The organism is Halobium salinum, from assembly GCF_026586625.1.
Classification (GTDB): domain Archaea; phylum Halobacteriota; class Halobacteria; order Halobacteriales; family Haloferacaceae; genus Halobium; species Halobium salinum.
Map to the genome: position 1 here is coordinate 1,055,536 of NZ_JAODIW010000008.1, position 19,235 is coordinate 1,074,770.

Genomic DNA, 19,235 nt, shown 5'->3' on the forward strand with positions numbered 1-19,235 from the left:
TATCACAAATCTCCTGCAAGAAGCACTCTAAGAGCCTTTACACCGTTTGGATTAGACGGGGACCTACACTTCGCGTGCCAGTAGTAACATTCCTCCAGACTCATCCGGGCAATGCTGTCCGCGACGGCAGTCAGCTTCTCGTACTTCTGGAGCCGCTTCATTGCGAGAAACGCGATAGTCAGTCGGATTCCGCTACTCTCGGAGAGTACGACCGAACCCTCCCCACGCATCACGAAGTCGGCATTAATCCCGTTATCGTTCAGCACGTCACGAACCAGTCGGTGGACTGCTTGCTGTCGGCTGTCGGACAGGGTCGAGACTTCCAAGGCGCACCAATCGTTCCACTGCCAGTCATTGGGTACGCGGGCTGAGGGAGCCCCGACGTTGGAGAGGTCAAGGACGCCGGTCGAATCCTCCCGCGCGTCTAGAATCGCGTCCGCAATGTCGGTTCTCGTGAGATTCCGATTATTGTTCGCTCGACTCAACCGCTTCTGGCGTCCGTCTGCAAGGTCTTCGGGAATCAGTTCGTACAGCGTGAGACCCGCGTTGTTGCCCAGTCGACGCGTCAATGCGAATGTCGGTCGGCCACCGTATATGCTGCTGCCGTAGGCAAACGATTCTGCCTCAATGCTCATGCACTCACCTCTTCACTCTGCTCTGTCGCCTCTTTCACAACACCAGAGACGACAAGTTCGACGTTGTTAATCCCACCGAGGCTTCCGAGAGCCTCTTGTAATGCATCGAGAGTTGCCTCGCGGGAGCTGTCCTCCATCGACTCTGTGTCGATTGTCAGGACTGCCTCTCCTTCCGAGTCACCGCCTGCGCTGATGAAGCTCTCCGGAATGTGGCTCGTCCCGAAGTGGTCGGCAAACTCAGCCGCGGACCCCTCGAACCCAGCCTCAAAGACGCTGGCAGAGGTATCAGCTCCTTGTGCGACGTATTCGAACACAATGAAGGTTGCTTCCCCGATGCTATCTAAATCTTTGAGCTTGTTCGAGATGAACCACGCCCGCTCCCAGACTTGGTCGCCTTCGAGTTCGATTTCGATGGAGTCAACCTCAACGATGATGTCGCTGCTGGACACGTCGTAATTGTCCCGAAGACGCATCTTCTTCTGGTCGATAGCACCATTCACATCCGAGAACGCGCCCTTGATTGCGCTCGGAGAGTCCGTACTAACGTTGAACGATAGTTCGGAACGCTGCGGCGGGCTAATTCCCCCACCGCCTCCTCCACCGCTTCCGCTGCCAATTCCGCTAGAACCACCACCGCTCCCGTCTTTGGAGCCTCCCTCATCTTGGTCTTCCCCTTCGGCCTCTTCAGGGAAGGCGAGGTCATGCTCGGAGAGGAAATTCTCCCCGTTGCTGTACACGATGTGGTCCTCGCTAATCAGGACACTCGACATCGGAAGGTCGGTCGACATCTGCTCGGCCTCAGAGAGTGTCTTCTCCCCTTCCGACGTGTTCACGGTCATCCCTTCGGAGCAGTAGCCCTCGCCAGCCGTGTCGTCCCAGAACACATACGTCGACATGTCGCTGGTCGCCACGGCCCGAATAGTAGCTCGGAGCGGTTTGGGGTCAAGAAGGATACGGATATCGGTGCGCTTTGCGACGAGCTTGCGAATGTCCAGCGTCGTCATCGAATCCGGGTCCGACTGCCAGATGCGGTTCCGGAACCACGTCGTCCCGAGTGCCCCCTCGTCTTGTGTGATGAGCTTGTCGAGACTTTCGAGAGTCTCGAAGACGATGTCGTGAAGGTCCGAACTGTCGTTGACGGAGTCGATTGTCTCGTTCGATAACCCGCCGGAGTCCGGGTAATAGAGATGCCGGTACGATTGGCGAACAGATTCACCGAGGAGTGCGGACTCCTTCTGAAGACGTTCGTCGAGGTCGTCACGCTGAGCGCTGTTTAGTTCGGCTTCCCACGCTTCCCCGTTTAGAATCCGTTCCATTGCCTTCACACGTCGTGCGTGGTCAAGCGCACCGTCTGTCTCCTGCTCACCAGCCGCAAGGAACACGATGTTGTTGCGGTAGACACGTTTTTTCTCTGAGCCTGGTGAGTTCCCCGTCTTGTTCGCCAATGACTGAAGTAATTCAGGCGGCTCATCAAGGTCGCTAGTGATGGTTTCTGCGCCGAAGCCGATTACGCAAAGCCTGACAATTTCGTAGTCATCTGGTACCTCGTAAGGTGCCTGCGGGTCATAAATCGTTTCGAAGACCCCTCCTCCGAGTGCTCCCCGAATCGTCTGCTCAAGACGGTTACGGGCAACACCTGGTTCGATTTGCTGTGCCTCGTTCGTGATGAGCTTCGATATCTTGGGTTCACCCTTGAAGCGCAGAAGTCCGTTCTCCGTTTCGTACAGGAAGAACGCCTCTGTGTCGGGGTTTGACCCCGTCTCGTTAAGATTTTTGAGGGCGTCACGGAAGTGGTCGAGTTCGACTTCAGGCTCCAGAATCATCTCCCAAAGCTTTCGTCGAGTTACACCACGTCCGCGGTTCCCGCCAGAAACAATGCTCTTCCAGAGAATACTCGTTCCGAGATACGTGGCAATAGGTGGGTGACCCATCGGTGTCCAGTTCTCGTCCTCATACTGGCACGCCGCCTTACCGTCGCTAGTGTAGATGTCTGATTTCGACGCCGTTCGTAGGTCCTGCTCGATGTGTTCAAAGAGGTCCAGAAGGGTCGACCAGACGTGGTTGTCCGATGGGTGCATGTCGAACACCCGGACGTAGCTGCGGCCTGCGTTCGTCTCTTGCTCATTCCAGATTCGGTGGACTGCCCGGGAGACAAGCTTGAGTGCCCCACGTGTACGCTGGAAACTGGGGAGGGTGTCAATCTCCTTCCCCAGGAGGTCTATTAGCGTTGGATGGAATGGGTACGTCCGCTGGAGTTGTTCGCGGAACTCAGCTTTCGTGACACGGTCGGGTAATTCATCCTCGTGCTTTCGATAGTAGGATTGGTACCCTTCAGCCACTGTTTCCGCTGCTCCCTCCTCTACGCTTTCGAAGAGACGATGGCGTAGAACAGCAGCGACTTCATCGTCTTCGGTGGGAGTAACCGAATGCTCCGTGCGCTCAGAGATATCGTTTAGGTCGTTGATGAGGTCCTGAACCTTCTGAGCGCGTTCCTCGAATGCAGTAGAGGAAACGGAGAGGATGACTGTTACAGCGTCTGTATTCTGGGACGCTCGCATGAGTGACCATAGGAACGAATTCGTCTGGTCAGCAAGCGTCGAGTCCTCAACACCGATTGCGGCAGCCTGTTCGAAGTACTGGGCGACTTCGTCGATTAGTACGAGACCAGGGTTATCCAGTAGGTCGAATAGCTCGGCGATATCTGATTCACCCGGGGCGACACAGTTCTTGTCATAGTCGCTGAAGTGGGCATACCCATTTGCCCCAGCTAATTGGTAGGCGAGTTCGCCCCACATCGTCTGCGTGTCTGGGGCATTTTCATCGTCCTTGTTGCATTTCGCATTCGTCGCGCTAACGTATCCCCCCTCGAAAACAGCGGTTTTCACGGAGAAATCGTCTTTGGCGTCCTTGAACGCGTCAGATGCTTCGTCGTCGGTAATGTACTGGCTCAGGTCGTCGATTGCGTCTGGCTGACGCGAGAAGTGATATGCTGCAATCTGGGAGTGCGTTTTCCCGCCGCCGAAGACGGTATCTAAAGAGAGAAGACCATCCTCACCGCTGAATTCCCCTGTAGATTTTCCCACATACCGCTTTGCGAGGAGTGTTAGGAGTTTCTGGAGACCGTCTGTGGCGTAGGTTTTGTTGAAGAACGTCTCTGGGTCTGCGTAGATATCCGGCGTCTCTTCAGGCTTGAATGCAACATCAGAGAGCTTCGCTGCGAACTCATCCTCCGATAAAGTTCCCTCCAGCACATCATCATGTGGGACACACGAATCAAAGAGCGAAGGAATTTGTGAAGCCATTGACTGTCTTCGATAGATAACACAGGGGAAGTAATGGTTTTTGATTCCAGAATGACAGAACGGCTAAATTGATAGACACCTCGCTGATGCCGGATTTGAACGAGGTGTGTGAGAAGGGTTCTTAGGGGGAATTTCTCCCTCAGTAGCGGTCCATCGTAGATTGTGACTGCGGATTCCACTCGTTCCGGTCGTCATCCAACTCGACCCAGCGATTCAGGCCCTCGACAATATCTTCGCTCACACGAACTTTGGCGGCTCCTGATGAGGACTCTGGTCCCCAGAGACCGAACACTCGCTGACCGTTTTGGTACTGTTCGTATTCTTCTGGGAGAAGAAAGACCCATCCGATTTCGTCATGGTCCTGTTCCTCTCGGCCACAGATGAGTGCTGTATTGGGGTATCCAACAGGTTCGACGGCGATTGCGTAGTTTTTCGTTTGGGGTGGATGGTCCTGACAACGAACAATAGCCATATCGAGGGATAATCATCAATCAAGATTAGTCTTCCTACTGTTACTAGTGGAGAGTCAGACCCGGTCAGTTCGAATCAGGACGATTTTTCAGTCGTCTCTCGGTCTCTTTTTTCTCTCGTTTCCGAATATCTGCCATCTTCGCCTTCGAAGGTGCATTTAGGTCGATGTTTTCGCCTAGCCATTGCTCAATCTGCTCTTCATTCCGGGCTGCACTCTGTCTTGTTACTAAGAGAACAGGCACAAAATACTCATTCAATTTCTGTCGGAATTCCTCTAGGAGAGCCTCCAGGTCCTCAATTCTCTGTTCTACCTCGTAGAATTCTTGTTCACGCTGACTTCGTTGTTCTTCTATACGCCGAGATTCGTTGTATATCAGCCCCTTTTCTATCTTTTCGTGGGCTTGCTCTGTGAGGCTGATTACGGTGATTTTGTCTACCCGGGGGTCACCACTATTTTGCTCAACGCGAGTTTCCACTAGACCCTTTTCCAAGAGTTTCTGCTTGTAGTGATGGACTTGCGAATTAGTGTAGTCTGTTTCTGACCGAATCTCTGAGGTTGTAGCTTCCCCATCATAGGAGCGAACTGCGGCGAGTACGTTCTTCTGCCCGTCAGTCAAACTTGACATCCTACTTGATTATTGTCTATAGAATATTGGCTTTGGGCGAGGACTACGGGTGGCTAAGGCACCCTTCCGAAGAAAGGCTGCTATCTGGGGTACCGATGCCTGTATTCTTCTCTACGACCCTTCTATATTGAGACCCCCTCGAAGATATCGAATTCAGCATGTCGGATAGAATTGTCCTCGGATACAGATGGACTGTCCAAGAGTGAGAATTCAGAGAGAGTTGAGCCCTGAGTGCGGGAACTCAGGTTTCCCTATTTATACACTAAGTGCAGGACCATCACGTTATACAGGTGCGAAATTCGTCTCCACACTTTGAACAATCGGTTGGATGGTAGGTGCCGTTCGGTTCTACGATGTGAATCTCTTCATGACCGCAGGAGGGGCATCGCGCTTTAGCCGTGAACCAGTAGACCAGGTCCCGGAGCAGGTCTTCGTCAACTTGCTCGAAATCGACATCGCGGTCAAGCATTCTGGTGGGCCGATTCTGTACCCCATTGTGAGGGTCGTATTTCGGCATTAGATGGACCCCCCGTAGTCACCAAAGATTTCTACCGTGACAATCCCATTTCGAATCTGAACAGAAAACTCATCAAGCGATTCGAATGGAGTCTTGAGCTCGTAAAGGAGCCCCTTTGTTTCCTCTCGACACTCCGAGACGACGATTAGATTCGTTCCGTTACTCTTTATTAGAGTATCTTCATTTGAGAGCGTCTGGTCTTCCATGTCGATGTAGATTCGGACACTTCCTTCCTCGTACTCAGTCTGTACTCGGCTTCTATCGAGGTCGTAGACTAGGTTGGTGCCTGGCCTCTGATTGCCCAGACAGTAAGCGACGTTCAGGAGTTGCTGGACGAGTTGTTCTTTGGACCTATTGCTGTGGCTCGTCGGGTCGTTAGGGGCTCTCTCAGCAGACATCGGTACTTCGGAGTAGGTGACAGAGGCGTATAAATACCAATTTTGAATAGTTCGAGACTCAAGCTATTTGATACGCATCATTGAACCGAGCGAGGATGTCGTCGCTAATCTGGAACGAGCCTACATTAAGCCCCATAGCTACGGAGAATGCATGGAAAGTAAATAAGTACAGATGACAAGTCTGAATATGGAATCTTGGAGTCTATAGTTTCAAGTTTTCCAAACCATCCTGTCCGCTACTAAAACGGTGTTTCACAGTTTCCGAGCAAAGGCGAATTTACGGATAAGCAATACGGGTCAGAATGATTCCTGAGAGGATGAGTATAGCTGATGAAAAGGCAAGAACAACCGCTGCCGAATAGAGGCGAATTATCCACGTAAATGAGCCTTGGGCTTGCTCTAGTTTTTCCCGTTGTTCTCTGTATAGGATGAATAATCCACCACCAATCCCAGTAATTACAATATTAGCTATTAACATGGTAGCGTAGTCAACTTCAAGCGAAAAGAACAACAAAAGCCCACCTATAAGAAAGGTGAAAAAGGAGATTGATATAGAATCGTTGTGTATGTCGTATTCTCTACTGAGTTCGTCAAGAATTGCGCTATTGCTCTGCACCCATTTTTTATATTGGTAAGGTCGCCTCCTTTGAGCTTCAATATTCTCGGAGTTGGAAACTTTAATATTTTTGTCCACTAATTCTTTATCGAACCAAGGAGATAAATCCCGGGCTTCTGTCGTCTTATGAAGCCCATGACCGGCTTTTAGCAGTAAGAGACCACTTACCAGAACAATGAGTAGTCCAGATATTAGGTCTAAGGCGACAATAAGTTCTGCGTGAATTTGGGATATTGACACTGATGATATCTTAGATGTCCTCTCTGCGTTACTTGAGGTTAAAGAGAAGAGCCCGACGAGGAGGGAAGCGAATGCAGTAGCAGCAGCAATTGACAATCGGAGAATGCTAGATGCCTGCGATTGTATTTGATGAATTTGTGCCACTTGTTCTTGAAGAATATATTTTGAGTCATCTATGTTAAGAACATAATCTTCCTGTCCTTCGTTAAAATCATTCCCTTCATTATTTGCGTTTTCTTTAATGTCCACAATGAGGCCGTACAAATCAACAGACAAAAATATAGTGTTATCACATGAGCCACCATGGGATTCTTCCCTCATCAGGGTTGGAAAAGTACTTACTCAGAGGTAACTACCGATACTGAAAGTGGGATTTTTAAGACAAATATGAAGAAATTTGATAGGTTAGGAACTTTTTCGTCGTGCACCCTTTATTGTAACATCTAAAATGCGTGAACTAGATTGCTACTCTGAAGACTGGTTTGACCTCAAATGGTCGGATTGGTATCCGTTAGGTTCTGAAGGCGGTGCTCCAACAGAAAGCGGCCTCTATCGAATCCGCCATTCCGACACTAGGCGGGAATGGCTCGAATACATCGGAGAGACGGGACAGAAGAGAGGAGTCCGGGGCAGGATAGCTCAACTTGCCAACAACGTATATGATGACAAGGAGAACCAGAAATACGCCGAGAAACGTCCCGGTCGAGCGCCTCATACTGCCGCGGCTTGTATGAACGCTATCTGTAGAACGGTTGGTCCATCATTAGAAGTATCTTTCACGACAACGCCTGTTGCCGAGGACAAATGGATGCGTAAGGGCCTTGAAGATGCTCTCATTGCGCTTCATCGACGTGAGATTGGTCACAGCTATACAGCGTTCGACGGGCGGATGATTCCCGGTTACGAGGATTGGGACAGAAAACTCGGCAAAGAGGGGAACGTTACGGACACTCACGAAGGAGCCGAAGTATTAAACTGGAGCAACTACCAGAACTTGACATCTGAGCCGTGGATGGGTCTGCAGTGGTCTGAACCCCGCCAATTGTCCGAACTTGGCTCTACCATTTTCCCGGAGGTAGGTGTGTACCGAACCTGGTACCGCGACTATCCCAGCCCAGAATCGTCTGGCGTTCAGCAACCGCTACTCTACATTGGGAAAGGGAATCTCAACAGCCGAATTGGTGCACGAAGGCGAAAAGACGGGGAAGAAGCCATGTTCTCTTTTTCGCCACCACCGAACGCTGTCGATTCTGAACGCAAACTTCGGGAAATTGAGGTAGAACTCATTGGTGCCCATTATGTCGCGAACGAAATTCCGCCACTGAATCAGGAGAACCACCAGATATTCCGACCGGCTCTAGTATCGGAGTAAATTCCAGCTATCATTCTATTATAACTCAGATATCTTAGTGATAGAAAATTCAGATATCCCTATATCAGATAACCAACTATATCCTGATGGATGGTTGCCACAACCACGCAGACGGTCACTATCGACCGAATTAGTAGTAGCGGCAATGCAATCGCCCAGCAACATCACGCTGGAAAAACCATCCATGTGCCTGCTGGAGAGGTCGGAGAAACGTACGACGTTCGATTAGTGGACAAAGGCGGTTACTTTGTCGCGAAGGTCGTGGACCGGTTCGGCGAGGTTCAGCCTCGACAGCCGAGTATTGCACCCGATACGAGCGATATCGGTCAGGACTTACTGAACCCGGACCGAAATCGCTCGCGCTCGTTTTCTACTGGTAAGTCTATCACCGGGGAACACGCTGCTGGCAAGGAACTCCGGAGTTGGATGGCTCAGCGGAAAATGTAGACTCTCAGCTAGTCACCGGGGGGGGTAACCCCCCAAAGCGGTGGCATCACTATCTGTTATCGCAATCTGCAGCGGGTTAGCATCGGCACGAGGTCGGTCGAAGGGCGATTTTCTAAGAATCGAATAGTATCCAGTTCTCAAGCCGCCTGCTATCACCTGCGGGTCATATGACGGAGAGTTACCAGTTGGAAGTTTTTTCAGTTCCCAACTCTGGCACTCTACAATGCCTGCCTTCGGCTCACTTGAATCTCAAGAGGTCCGAGAATACTGGTCGCACGAAGCCCGCGACTTCACTCCGTGGTTGGCCAACGAGATACGAGCCGACATCACCTCTGAACTTGAGGACACACTTGGACTGGATTTGGAAGTCATCGAGGAGGAGAAGAGCGTCGGCAGATACAACGTCGATATTGTTGCCCAAGTGGCTGATGACAACCGACAGGTCGTTATCGAGAATCAATTGGGGTCATCCGACCACGACCACCTAGGTAAATCAATTGCGTACGCTTCTGGAGTAGATGCAGACATAATCGTCTGGATTGCTCCGAAATTTAACGATGAGCACCAGGATGCGATGCAGTGGCTCAACGAGAACAGTAGGGAAGGCGTTGACCTATTTGCTATCCGTCTTGAAGTATGGAAAATAGACGATTCAAAACCCGCTGTACGACTCAATCCAGTTACGGAGCCGAGCGAGTGGAAAGAAAAAGCCCGACGCCCTGAGGGAGAACTTTCCAGAACTAAGCAACTTCAGGAGGAGTATTGGACCGAATTTCGGAACCGAATCGAAGAAAGCGACTCAGTCCTGAGCGCCAGAAAACCGAAACCACAGCATTGGTACAATAATCCTATTGGCAAGAGTGGATACACACTCCAGTTCACTACGAATACAGTTGAGAACAACCTCTACGTGCAGTTGATTATCAGAGACGACGCTGAAGCGTATCAGGAGTTAGAATCGGAGCAAGAACAGATTGAATCCGAGATAGGTGAAGAGTTGCTGTGGCGACCACCAGAAGAGGCCCAACGTGACAACAGCAACCGGAGCAAAATAACGCTCAGACGCTCGGGAAATCTCTCAGACCAAAATAGGTGGGACGAGTATTTCGACTGGATGTTAGAGAATGGTGAAAGATTCCATGAGGTATTTTACGACCGAATTCAAGAGTTCTGAGCTTTAGCAGGTAGAGCAAGACAACCAATCCTGACTAAACCAGGTCTCAAATCATAGACCTCAGAGTCCACTAAGTAGACGGAAAATTGATTCGAACGCAACTACTATCAAACTAGCAGTCATTAATCCTATTTGGTAGGCAATCGTCGTTGATTTTCCCGCTTTTGTCCACTACTTGTTCAACCTCATCTTGGTCTTTGTAGTAAACACAGAGAGCAGATTCCATATCGAATATCGCGCTTGGCATACTCTTGTTGAGAACATCACGAGCAAAGTCTTCGAGTACCCCTACCCACTCTCCTGCTTCGTCATCATTAATGTCACATCCAAATACAGCTTCGAATCCTTTTGCCGGATTACTACCCGTGTTAAGATAGCCAGGACGACTCTTTTTCGGAGCAATCTCCTTATGCCCATGCACGAATATTACAACTTCCAGCCAGTCAAATGCAGAAAGAGGTCCAAAATATGATATTGACTGAATAGAGTTCCAAGCCGTTTCGAAGGTCTGATGAGCTGCTTCAATTTCATCATATCCACTAGTGAGAAGGTCGCGTCGATGACGCTTGAGGGCAGCAAAGAACGACTCAAATGAATCTACACGTTCCCCTGCGACAGAGAGAGATTCTAAGGAGGAAAGTGTGGTCTCAATATGCGCTGGATTCACTCTCCGATGTGAATGATTTGTGTCATACGTAGAGAATCCATCTAAGTTGCCTCTATTCGTCGCAGAGACTGCATCAGATAAAGAGCTCAGCCCCCGATTGCAAACCAGTTCGGTAGGAGTATCTATCAACCACCCACCAGCGATGTAGGAAAACGTGGCCAAGTAAGCAGATTCAGATTTCAACTCGAAACCGCGCTCAGAAATCCATTCAGAGAGATTCGAATAATGTTGAGCCTCAAAAAGGTCTAAGTTCTGTGCGTACGCTGCAAATTCACGCCCTTGTTGCGCCTCCAACAGCTTGTGAGGACGGTCCACAGACATAGATTAGAAGACCCCTGGACAAGTTCCGGCTTGAGCACCATAGTGGCACCTACGGCATACACAGACAGAGACTTTCCATCGGTAAATGTCCACTCGGCAGCATCGTTAACTGCAATCATCCCTAGAACGAGACCAACACCAAGAATTCGGATAGAGCCGTACTGACTAACCACGGACATCCAAAATTCCTGTACGAATGGTGTAGCTGCTGAAACGCCGATTACTGAGACTAAGACAATGACGAGTGATTCATACTTATTCCGAAACGAACCCCCTGCGAGGAAGAACCCATCTCTTGCTTCGTAAAGCCAGCCTCCAAGGACCATCATTGTTAGTCCAGTCAGGATAGTCTCTAAGTTGGTTGTGACGTATCCGATTACCATCAATTAGTCTCCCTTCGTAACATTATATCTATATTATATAAATTTCCCGGAGAAATGGAGTATGAGACATTGGTACGAAGCAGTGGGTAGCTTGTACAGTACAACCTCTCACTACCTCCTTTGAGTAGAATAATCGACTCTCTGTGATTACAGCTCCAGTTGATTCAGAAGTCGGTGGAGGTCTTCTATTGATAACGGGTCGACTGAGACCAACGTATCGGATTCGGTATAGAAAATGGCTGATTCGACCGTTTTGTCGGGATAGAGATTAGCGAGAACGTGATAGTAGACGCTAAGTTGCTTCCTATATTCGGACTCAGCCAGACGACTTCTGTCTGTTTTGTAGTCGATAATCTCAACCCTGTTAGAGGTGATATGGAGAAGGTCGATGACTCCTGATAGAGTTACGCGACCAATGGCAGTTTTAAGGGGAAGATAGGCATTTTCTTCAACGTGGATTTCTCCCGATAGCGAGTCAATCAGAGACCGGACATGCTGCTCATCTTCGTTTCGCGGTTCTATCTTCTCCCCGAGCGCGTAGCGTTCAGCGAAGTCGTGTACTTGATTTCCAAACTCTTTGCCCTCTCCCTCCTCTATGTCTTCGTAGACAGTCTCGTCCATGAGAGAGTGGGGGGAATACCCGACTGGGCCTTCTCTCGATGGAGCTGTTACTTCGAGTTCTGAACGCTCTTCTGCGTTCGTTTTAAACTGTGGTACATCTACCTCCCCTGCCTCGACTTCGACTGATAGCTCCTGGATAAACTCGTTCGGGTCTTCGCCAGTAGTGAAGAGTAGATGATTCTCAGCACGGGTGATTGCCACATAGAGAAGACGCCGTTCTTCATCGTGATTTCGTGCGAGACACTTCTTCAGAGTGTCTGTCTGCCAGTTGTCGTAGATATAAGGAGAACCGTGGTCCTCTGCGTAGACTTTCCGCTGGCGGAGACCCACGCTCTCATCGTACATGACGGTAGAGTTTCCACCCGAAGACGGGGGGAAGCGCCCAGAATTCATATTAACCATGATGACGATGGGATGCTCTAGCCCCTTTGTAGCATGAATCGTCTGAACAGTCACAGAGTTTTCACCAGCACTCGTATTGACTTCGTGCGTGCTACCTTCCTCAATTCCTTGGGCTATGAATCTAATAAGGTCGCCTCGGGTGAGGGCCGTAGTATCTCGGATGGATTCTACGGTGTGTAGTAACATGTCTGCTCGCGACCCGTTGAAGCCATAGTGGTTGAACACACGGCGGATAACGCCACCTAGGGACTCTGCTGACGAGAGTGACTCACGGAATTCTAGCATCTTCTCGGGGAACGAGCGAGTTTCGAGTATTTGCTCAACTTCGTCCAGAGAGTATCCAGCGTACTCTAAAACAGGAGCCCACCCTCTGTCAGCGTTCGACTCCAGAATCCGAAGCCAAGCCAGTAGGAGCTTTGCTTGGTCAGTCCGGAAGAGTTCGATTCCGCCCTCATAGGACATAGGCAGGCCATGCTCATCAGCCGCTTCCTGTAGTTCCCGTCCGAAATCCCGAGTTCGAGTGAGTACAGCAATGTCACCATATCGTGGTGGGCGAAGAGACCCGTCTTCATCTTCTACTTCATACTCATCGTTTCCTACGATATCGCCGACTGCCGTGAGAATTGCTTCGTGCTCGTTTTCGTGTTGCAGGGCTTCAATACGTGTATTGTCGTAATCGGCGGTCGACTGTAGACTGACAATTCTGTCTCTTACAGCCGATTCATCTACCGAATCATACTGAGTAGCGGAGGCGACGAGGCTCTCCTCAGAAAAGTCCAGAATCGTCTGGGTTGAGCGATAGTTCTCCTCCAACTCGATGGTGTGAGCTTCTGATGTATCGAATGGAATTCGGGGGTAGTCGGTGTTCAAATCTGCTGCGAACTCAGCGAGTCGGTCCTCGAACTCTAAGATGTTCTCAACAGCAGCGTATTGGAACGAGTAGATACTCTGCTTCCAGTCACCGACAACACAGATATTGTCCGTATCCGATAGCAGCAGTGCCAGTTTGAATTGTATCTCGCTGGAATCTTGGAACTCGTCGACCATCAGATACTCAAATCCGATTTTCTCTCTGAGTGCGTGGTCCTCACAGAGGAGTACGAAAGCGAACAACTGGAGGAATCCGAAGTTCAGATAGTTTCGGGCGAGTGCGAATTCGAGGTACTCGAAGTAGAGGTCGTGAACGAAGTCTCGTAGTTCATTACGCTCTTCTTCGAAAATTCGTGATGCTACCTCTTCTGGGACCTGTTTTCCGTCGCCACGCAATTCGCTCTTTGTGGGTGCATCCGGTCGATAACACTTGTCCCTCCCGTAGCGACCGAGCTTCGAGCGGAGTCGGGACTGCTTACTCCCTCCGTTGCGGGGCTCATTCAGTTCGTCAAACTGCTGCTTGAATGCGGTGAAGTCTCCGGTGAGGTGGTCTTCGCCGTTTCGGTACCAGCCGTTGTTTGTTGGAAAGACGCCTTTGGAAGCAAGTTGGCCAATCAGACCGAGAAGTTCAGTTGGGTCGGTGATTGGTCGGAGCGTATCTTCATATTCTGGGTGCTCATCGGTGAACTGCTCGAAGAATTCTGTGAATAGTGCTTCTTCGACGATGTCGTCCTCGATGATTCTAACCGTGCTCGGAATATGGTCGTCGATTCCGAGCCGGGTTGGCGCGTCGAATCCGTGTTCTTGGAGGATGTCGTGACAGACACTATGGAACGTCTGAATCGGTGCATCCGAAAGCTCGCTCGCACTATAATCGCAGTGGCGTACGATACGGTCCTTCATCTCGGTGGCAGCATTTCTAGTGAACGTGATGAGGAGGATATCTTCGGGAGTCGCGTCAGTTGAATCGAGAATGTTCGCATAGCGTCGGGTGATTGCGAACGTCTTTCCCGTCCCCGCACCTGCGTCGACGAGATAGGTGCCGTCAAGGTTGTTGATGAGTTCCCGCTGCTTCTTGTTCGGTGACGGACCTGCTTGCTGTTGTGTTGCTTCGCTCATCGTTCTGCCTCCAAGAGAAGGTCGCGGTGGTCGACTCGCCGATAATTGGGCTCATCGAGGAGTTCGGTGATTGGGAAGCGCTCCTCGCCTCTGTGACGACGATTCAGTTCAGTCAGTCGCTGGTCAACGAATTCACCGAAGGCTTCTAAATCGTCTTCGAAGTAATTCCGGTTACGAATACGGACCAATTCCCTCATCGCCTGCTTGCAGCCGTTGGAGACATACTTGTACTCGCCAACAGCATCCTGCATTCGGCTTGTGAGCAACTCTCCAAATGTAGAATCGATGAGTTCGTCGCTGTCTCTCGTCACCGGGAAGCTGACTTCGTCGAATACTCCAGCATAGTCGTCGTAGGAGGCCTTCGAGAATGTCTTCTGGCAATCCCCTGCACCATCGTCTCGGAGACGTGCGAAGACATCCTCCTGCTTGATGTACTCGACATAGGATGTAGGCTGATAGGTGACAGTAGTGAGGATATCGTCTGCGTTTGCTTCACCACGAACTATATCATCGACATTCTCGAAAAAGTGGACGAAGGTGAACTCAAGTTCCGCATCGGGATTCTGGGCCTGTTGATGTAGAAGATAGAGTAGTGCCTGATAGTCTGGAGTGTCAGATGGGGTCTCCAGAGCGGAGTTCGTGACTACCTCCTTCGCGGACTTCTTTGAACCAGATTTGTAGTCTACAAGATGGCTCGGAGATTGGACGAGGTCGATTTTCCCCTTCACTCCCAAGGACTCGTTTTCGAACCATCGCTCGGTCTCATTGGACCCAACAGACCCCCCCAGGAGTTCAACGAAGATGTTCCGCTTGTCTCCGCTTGGGCTCTTAGTTAGCAAACTAGGTTTCGGGGCGTTAGCACCGAGGAATTCGATGAGATTTGAGAGTCCCGCCTCGTAGCGTGTTCGTTTTACTGGTCGGTCGATATCCCTCATGAACGGTTCCATCTCGTCTAATATCGAGTCAACAACCTCATCGAGAACGTCATCTGAGACCAGATGAGGATTGTGGACGTAGAATTCAGCGAAGTCATGGAAGAGGTTCCCCTCTCGGAAGTAGTCCTTATTCGGAGACTCAACTATTCGGTCGAAGAAGTAGTCCCGAGGCGAATTCACGTACGTACTCAAACTCGATTGACTGACCGTCGTGAGTTCTGTTGGAGTAGTTAGCACGTGGTCTGAAGTGGTCATTCCTTCATCTGAATTGGGACGAGAGGGTCGGTAGCGCTCGTTGCTAACCTCGCTGAATCGGGAGAATGAGTCGTCAAGCAGTTCTTCGAAATAGAGACAGGGCGTAACGGGACTTCCACCAACCGTATCGCGAACTAAGTAGTGCTGAGCAGCACCATTCTGGATGAGAAGTTGGAATTGGCTGAGGTGACGGTCAAACTCCGTCTGCCGGTCAGCCCATGGTCGCTGGGGAGGTGTTCGTGTCCAGCCGTCGTCCAATCCTAGGTAGAAGACGAGCGGTCGGTCCACATGCGTGGCTGATTTCGCGTCTGCCAGAAGGACTCCTTCGTTCTCGTGGTCGGTGGGTACCTCGTACGACTGCAAATAGAACTCCAAATTATTCACAGCGTCTTCCGTGACGGTCTCCGATGCGATTCCTAACGCGGTGAGTTCCTCGTGAAAGGCATCGAACTGAGCGCTTCCCAAGATGCTTTCGTACTTGCTCAGTGCCATTTCGAATGTCCAGTGACCGTCCTGAACCTGCTCACACCAGTCGACGAGCCATTTTGCTTCCAGCTCATCGAGTGTGTGAAGTCGCTTTTCGTCGTGAACGACGCCGATATCTATCCCGAGATGTTGGAGTATCGGTTGTACATCAGCTACTCGGACCTGACTACCCCGGAATGCGGCACGTAGGAGACGAAGGAACGTTCGATGGTCAATGTCATCGAGAAATCCAGGACCGCCGTAGAACGGGATTTCAGCAGCGTCGAGAGCACCTTCCAGAAGCGTCGAAAACTCGCTTCGGCCATCAAGTACGACTGCGATATCTTCCGGAGGATGGTCTGTTAGTGCATTTAAAACTGTCTGGAGGATGTCTGCCGAAGAATCGAAACAACAGAAAGATGGCATCTCAAATGGCTCATCGGTGAAGCGGTCAATAGAAGCGTATTCTTCGGGAAGCACCGACCGCTCAAGTTCTGTTAACTGCGATTCACCGATAACAGCAACGTCGGTGGAATCATCGATACTGTAGTCAGTTAGATGCCGGGAGGTAGTGTCTAAGTGCCGGACCTGCTCAACCGCGCATTCGACTTTCGAGTTGTCGAACGAATCGTACTGTAGGATGCCGTCAGGTTCCGCTGTGTACTCCCAACAGTGGATTATTTCTTCACCAAAGTAGGCGGCCTGTTTCCACGACAAGTCTGTTTCGTGGAGGAGTTCGAGAAACACAGTCCGCTCCTCAACTTGCTCGCGTCGTCCGGCAGCCAATCGTCGAGGTGTAGTCGCGAAGTCTCCTAAATGGGGTCGGTCGAGATGACGGTTTAGAGCGCTAGCGAGCGGCGCATCCGGAGTAAGAACGAGGTCTCGGTCTGAAACATCCTCATAGAGTATCTGGAGGGATTTTGCTCGCTTGATTGGCACATACCCATTGTGCTAACTTGTCATCATAAACCTATCGTAGAGAATTGAGGAGCTGTTTCAACATGGCGTAGTAGGGAAGGGGAGGTGAATACGTATAACGACAAAGGTACTTCGCTGGGAAAGTGATATGATGCAATACCATAGTACATCCACCAGAGCAATGACCGAAAGAGAATATCATATTGAGTTTGAAACCACCGAACTCCCAGTATGGTTCATTAGCGAAGACGATACGATTGCATATCATCTCTATCCCCGCTGTAGACATATTACCCAGCGTCCGGAGAGTGACCTATCTATTCAAAAGATAGACTATATGGGCTATGATTCCTATGAAGACTGGAGTAATGACCTCAAGAGTGGGAGACACGTCTGTGGACATTGTTTTAATCGGTTTCAAAAAGAACTATTTCAGTATCGAATGGAGGAAGAGGGTATGCAGATTGGAGATTAGTTCTCTAAAACTAACTAGTACTTTCGGTTGCCGGTGACTGACGGAGTGGACTGAAACAATTAACAGAGAAGAGGTAGATTCCAATCTCTGACGACCGGTTTTAGGACTGAATCTGGTTATTCTCCAGATTTTTGACTTTTGAGGAGAGACGCCAAACTGCGATGCTGAGGAATAGGACGACAATACCAACAACTGCGATATTGAGAAGTAGAATGAGATACGACTCCTTCAGAAGTCTTACTGCCTCCAGAAGGTCGAGCCCCACAAGTCGAAGGTCGTAGATTCTTGCGAAGCTAGCAGCGGAGAGATAGAGAGATACGAGGGATAAGAGTACTATCACAGCTTTTCGTCGGTCCGCTATCAGGGATTTTACTTGCCCAATCATCAATATTGTTGAGTGACACGTAAGTTGATAAATCTGTCGTAGACAGAGGGAATTCTGACTACTTATTAACTCTGTTGGAACCAGTCAAATCGCGAATTCCTCCAGAACAGAGCAATTTGAACTGCTACGTTATATTTCTAAGTCGGATTCACACGCAGGGCATTGGAGCGAATCTTTTGTCTTACCAGCGACGTAGACCGCGCTACTACCTGCAAGTACCCCTACAGTAGCTAAGGGCCAACTAGCCGTATATGCAGTCCCCCAAAAGGCTACCCCGGCTGACCCTCCTAAAGAGTAGCCAATGCTGCCGAGGGCCGCCGGTATAGCGGTGCTCTTAATTGTCATGTATTTGCCTCGGATGTGGATAAGAGTTATTTCCTTTCCACAACTGCTGCACGCGGTAGAATCTATTATTGAAGGTCCATCCTCATTGCCGTCTGCCATATCAGAATGAAATTTCTACTTAATGATAAGTATTCCTGATAATATGACGGCATCTATCTGGGAAGTAATGTTGTAGAGATTTGTCAGACTCCATTTCAAGACGTTAGAACATAAAGCAAGTAGACTGGATTTCACTCAGAGGGTGATTCCTCGGACCAATAACGACCGAACTCCCGGTCTGAGTCTATGCGGGTCTGGATTTGGTGGCCGATGCCCTCTCTATTGGCAACGCGGATTACTGCATCGTCCACCTCTTGCATGAGAGAGTCGAAATCCGACTTGGGAAGGCAAAACCATTCACCGCGTCTCCTATAGCCTAATTCTCTATAATATGACTTCAGTTCAGTTTCTGCGGCCTCGGGTAGCGCAGTACATTGTGAAGCGAACAGAGAAAGCCGATTTGGGTTTCCAGTTTGCAGTTGACTCCGACGCTGTTCTGGGTTTTGTGAGTGACCGATTTTGATGTTGTAGGAGAGCGAATCAGTCTGGTTGACTGCCTGTATCCGATATCCGATAGCGTAGACAAATGAATGGGCAGGCACGTATCTCATCGGATGAAAGCAATACGGTGAAAGAGGTCAAATATCATACGAATAATGAGAATTGAAGACTCATATACTTCAAGTGATTTTCCATTCAATCTCAATGTTCCTTCGCCTACTGTCGCTTACAGGCGAACTCTCGCTAGAACCGAGAGAACGAAAGCATTGGACTCAAACTCATCCATCAAATCCTCAGTAGTCATCTCGAACATAATCTAAACACGCGAAAATCATTGCCATATCCCAAACTAAACACAGAGCGCAGAAACGAGAGAAAGGGCCCGACTGAACTTGACCGATAAAAATAGGGAACAGAGGCTCACGACTCGGTGTCGTAGAGCTCGTTGACGTAGGCTCCCTTTCCGAGCAGAAGTTGTACTTCCGCTCGCTTTTCGTAGTAGTGGTCTTTCCCGTTGAGGATGTACACTTTCCCTCTCTCAAGTCGAATCTCGGGGTCGTAGACGACGAACGGTCGAACGTCTCCATAGTTCATCGACTGGTCCCAGAGGAGTCCCTTCTGGTAGGGTCGATGAGTGTGGAGGTCTTGCTCGTAGGTGACCCGGGCTTTGACGAGAACGTTGTCTGCAGACCCGGAAAGGTTTCGAAGGTCTGTCAGGCCTTCTCGAACGGCCATA

At 50.0% G+C, this 19,235-nt stretch carries 16 protein-coding genes; 3 read left to right on the forward strand and 13 right to left on the reverse strand.

Annotated features, from left to right (window positions below; genetic code table 11):
- Nucleotides 1-2: 2 nt before the first annotated feature.
- From N5095_RS17530 to N5095_RS17550, 5 genes are all read right to left on the reverse strand, one after another.
- On the reverse strand, nucleotides 3-635 hold the full coding sequence (locus N5095_RS17530) for a DUF7680 family protein (RefSeq protein ID WP_267624426.1): 633 nt from the start codon (nucleotides 633-635) through the stop codon (nucleotides 3-5).
- Nucleotides 632-3,937, reverse strand: coding sequence for an ATP-binding protein (locus N5095_RS17535; protein WP_267624427.1), 3,306 nt, complete (start codon nucleotides 3,935-3,937; stop codon nucleotides 632-634). Before N5095_RS17535 ends, N5095_RS17530 begins: the two co-directional genes overlap by 4 nt.
- Before the next feature lie 536 nt (nucleotides 3,938-4,473).
- Nucleotides 4,474-5,025, reverse strand: coding sequence for a V-type ATPase subunit a family protein (locus N5095_RS17540; RefSeq protein ID WP_267624428.1), 552 nt, complete (start codon nucleotides 5,023-5,025; stop codon nucleotides 4,474-4,476).
- Nucleotides 5,026-5,550: 525 nt separating this feature from the next.
- Entirely contained in the window at nucleotides 5,551-5,949 is a 399-nt protein-coding gene (locus N5095_RS17545) for a hypothetical protein (RefSeq protein ID WP_267624429.1), read from the reverse strand.
- A gap of 277 nt (nucleotides 5,950-6,226) precedes the next feature.
- Complete coding sequence (locus N5095_RS17550) at nucleotides 6,227-7,126, reverse strand: hypothetical protein (protein WP_267624430.1); 900 nt, start codon at nucleotides 7,124-7,126, stop codon at nucleotides 6,227-6,229.
- Between the two features lie 127 nt (nucleotides 7,127-7,253).
- On the opposite strand from N5095_RS17550, the gene N5095_RS17555 reads away from it, so the two are divergent.
- Nucleotides 7,254-8,177 carry a hypothetical protein gene (locus N5095_RS17555; protein WP_267624431.1) on the forward strand — a complete coding sequence of 308 codons (924 nt, stop codon included), beginning with the start codon at nucleotides 7,254-7,256 and terminating at the stop codon, nucleotides 8,175-8,177.
- Nucleotides 8,178-8,847: 670 nt separating this feature from the next.
- Nucleotides 8,848-9,798: a DUF4268 domain-containing protein gene (locus N5095_RS17560; protein ID WP_267624432.1), complete on the forward strand. Its 951-nt coding sequence runs from the start codon at nucleotides 8,848-8,850 to the stop codon at nucleotides 9,796-9,798.
- Nucleotides 9,799-9,910: 112 nt separating this feature from the next.
- On the opposite strand, the gene N5095_RS17565 is transcribed toward N5095_RS17560, so the two are convergent.
- From N5095_RS17565 to N5095_RS17580, 4 genes are all read right to left on the reverse strand, one after another.
- Nucleotides 9,911-10,759, reverse strand: coding sequence for an ADDT family thymidine hypermodification transferase (locus tag N5095_RS17565; RefSeq protein ID WP_267624433.1), 849 nt, complete (start codon nucleotides 10,757-10,759; stop codon nucleotides 9,911-9,913).
- Nucleotides 10,711-11,169, reverse strand: a complete 459-nt coding sequence (locus N5095_RS17570) for a hypothetical protein (RefSeq protein WP_267624434.1) — start codon at nucleotides 11,167-11,169, stop codon at nucleotides 10,711-10,713. The genes N5095_RS17565 and N5095_RS17570 overlap by 49 nt, the downstream gene beginning before the upstream one ends.
- Nucleotides 11,170-11,316: 147 nt before the next feature.
- Nucleotides 11,317-14,181 (reverse strand): UvrD-helicase domain-containing protein, encoded by a 2,865-nt coding sequence (locus tag N5095_RS17575; RefSeq protein ID WP_267624435.1) that lies wholly within the window; start codon nucleotides 14,179-14,181, stop codon nucleotides 11,317-11,319.
- Nucleotides 14,178-16,775: a PD-(D/E)XK nuclease family protein gene (locus N5095_RS17580; RefSeq protein WP_267624436.1), complete on the reverse strand. Its 2,598-nt coding sequence runs from the start codon at nucleotides 16,773-16,775 to the stop codon at nucleotides 14,178-14,180. The genes N5095_RS17575 and N5095_RS17580 overlap by 4 nt, the downstream gene beginning before the upstream one ends.
- Nucleotides 16,776-16,935: 160 nt before the next feature.
- Here N5095_RS17580 and N5095_RS17585 point away from each other — a divergent pair, with 160 nt between their 5' ends.
- Entirely contained in the window at nucleotides 16,936-17,229 is a 294-nt protein-coding gene (locus N5095_RS17585; RefSeq protein WP_267624437.1) for a hypothetical protein, read from the forward strand.
- A 100-nt stretch (nucleotides 17,230-17,329) separates the two neighbouring features.
- Here N5095_RS17585 and N5095_RS17590 read toward each other — a convergent pair whose 3' ends face one another.
- The 4 genes from N5095_RS17590 to N5095_RS17600 all read right to left on the reverse strand — a co-directional run bounded on the left by N5095_RS17590 (nucleotide 17,330) and on the right by N5095_RS17600 (nucleotide 19,234).
- Nucleotides 17,330-17,614, reverse strand: coding sequence for a hypothetical protein (locus N5095_RS17590; protein WP_267624438.1), 285 nt, complete (start codon nucleotides 17,612-17,614; stop codon nucleotides 17,330-17,332).
- A 129-nt stretch (nucleotides 17,615-17,743) separates the two neighbouring features.
- Nucleotides 17,744-18,058 carry a hypothetical protein gene (locus N5095_RS17595; RefSeq protein ID WP_267624439.1) on the reverse strand — a complete coding sequence of 105 codons (315 nt, stop codon included), beginning with the start codon at nucleotides 18,056-18,058 and terminating at the stop codon, nucleotides 17,744-17,746.
- Nucleotides 18,059-18,189: 131 nt separating this feature from the next.
- Nucleotides 18,190-18,609 carry a GIY-YIG nuclease family protein gene (locus N5095_RS22590; protein ID WP_390203430.1) on the reverse strand — a complete coding sequence of 140 codons (420 nt, stop codon included), beginning with the start codon at nucleotides 18,607-18,609 and terminating at the stop codon, nucleotides 18,190-18,192.
- A gap of 310 nt (nucleotides 18,610-18,919) precedes the next feature.
- Entirely contained in the window at nucleotides 18,920-19,234 is a 315-nt protein-coding gene (locus N5095_RS17600) for a hypothetical protein (RefSeq protein WP_267624440.1), read from the reverse strand.
- Between the last annotated feature and the right edge of the window lies 1 nt (nucleotide 19,235).

Coding starts and splice junctions, on each gene's coding strand:
- N5095_RS17600 (WP_267624440.1), bottom strand. CDS start 19,234: ATGGCCGTTCGAGAAGGCCTGACAGACCTTCGAAACCTTTCCGGGTCT.
- N5095_RS17595 (WP_267624439.1), bottom strand. CDS start 18,058: ATGGCAGACGGCAATGAGGATGGACCTTCAATAATAGATTCTACCGCG.
- N5095_RS17550 (WP_267624430.1), bottom strand. CDS start 7,126: ATGAGGGAAGAATCCCATGGTGGCTCATGTGATAACACTATATTTTTG.
- N5095_RS17575 (WP_267624435.1), bottom strand. CDS start 14,181: ATGAGCGAAGCAACACAACAGCAAGCAGGTCCGTCACCGAACAAGAAG.
- N5095_RS17530 (WP_267624426.1), bottom strand. CDS start 635: ATGAGCATTGAGGCAGAATCGTTTGCCTACGGCAGCAGCATATACGGT.
- N5095_RS17555 (WP_267624431.1), top strand. CDS start 7,254: ATGCGTGAACTAGATTGCTACTCTGAAGACTGGTTTGACCTCAAATGG.
- N5095_RS17585 (WP_267624437.1), top strand. CDS start 16,936: ATGACCGAAAGAGAATATCATATTGAGTTTGAAACCACCGAACTCCCA.
- N5095_RS22590 (WP_390203430.1), bottom strand. CDS start 18,609: ATGAGATACGTGCCTGCCCATTCATTTGTCTACGCTATCGGATATCGG.
- N5095_RS17570 (WP_267624434.1), bottom strand. CDS start 11,169: ATGGTAATCGGATACGTCACAACCAACTTAGAGACTATCCTGACTGGA.
- N5095_RS17535 (WP_267624427.1), bottom strand. CDS start 3,937: ATGGCTTCACAAATTCCTTCGCTCTTTGATTCGTGTGTCCCACATGAT.
- N5095_RS17545 (WP_267624429.1), bottom strand. CDS start 5,949: ATGTCTGCTGAGAGAGCCCCTAACGACCCGACGAGCCACAGCAATAGG.
- N5095_RS17560 (WP_267624432.1), top strand. CDS start 8,848: ATGCCTGCCTTCGGCTCACTTGAATCTCAAGAGGTCCGAGAATACTGG.
- N5095_RS17590 (WP_267624438.1), bottom strand. CDS start 17,614: ATGATTGGGCAAGTAAAATCCCTGATAGCGGACCGACGAAAAGCTGTG.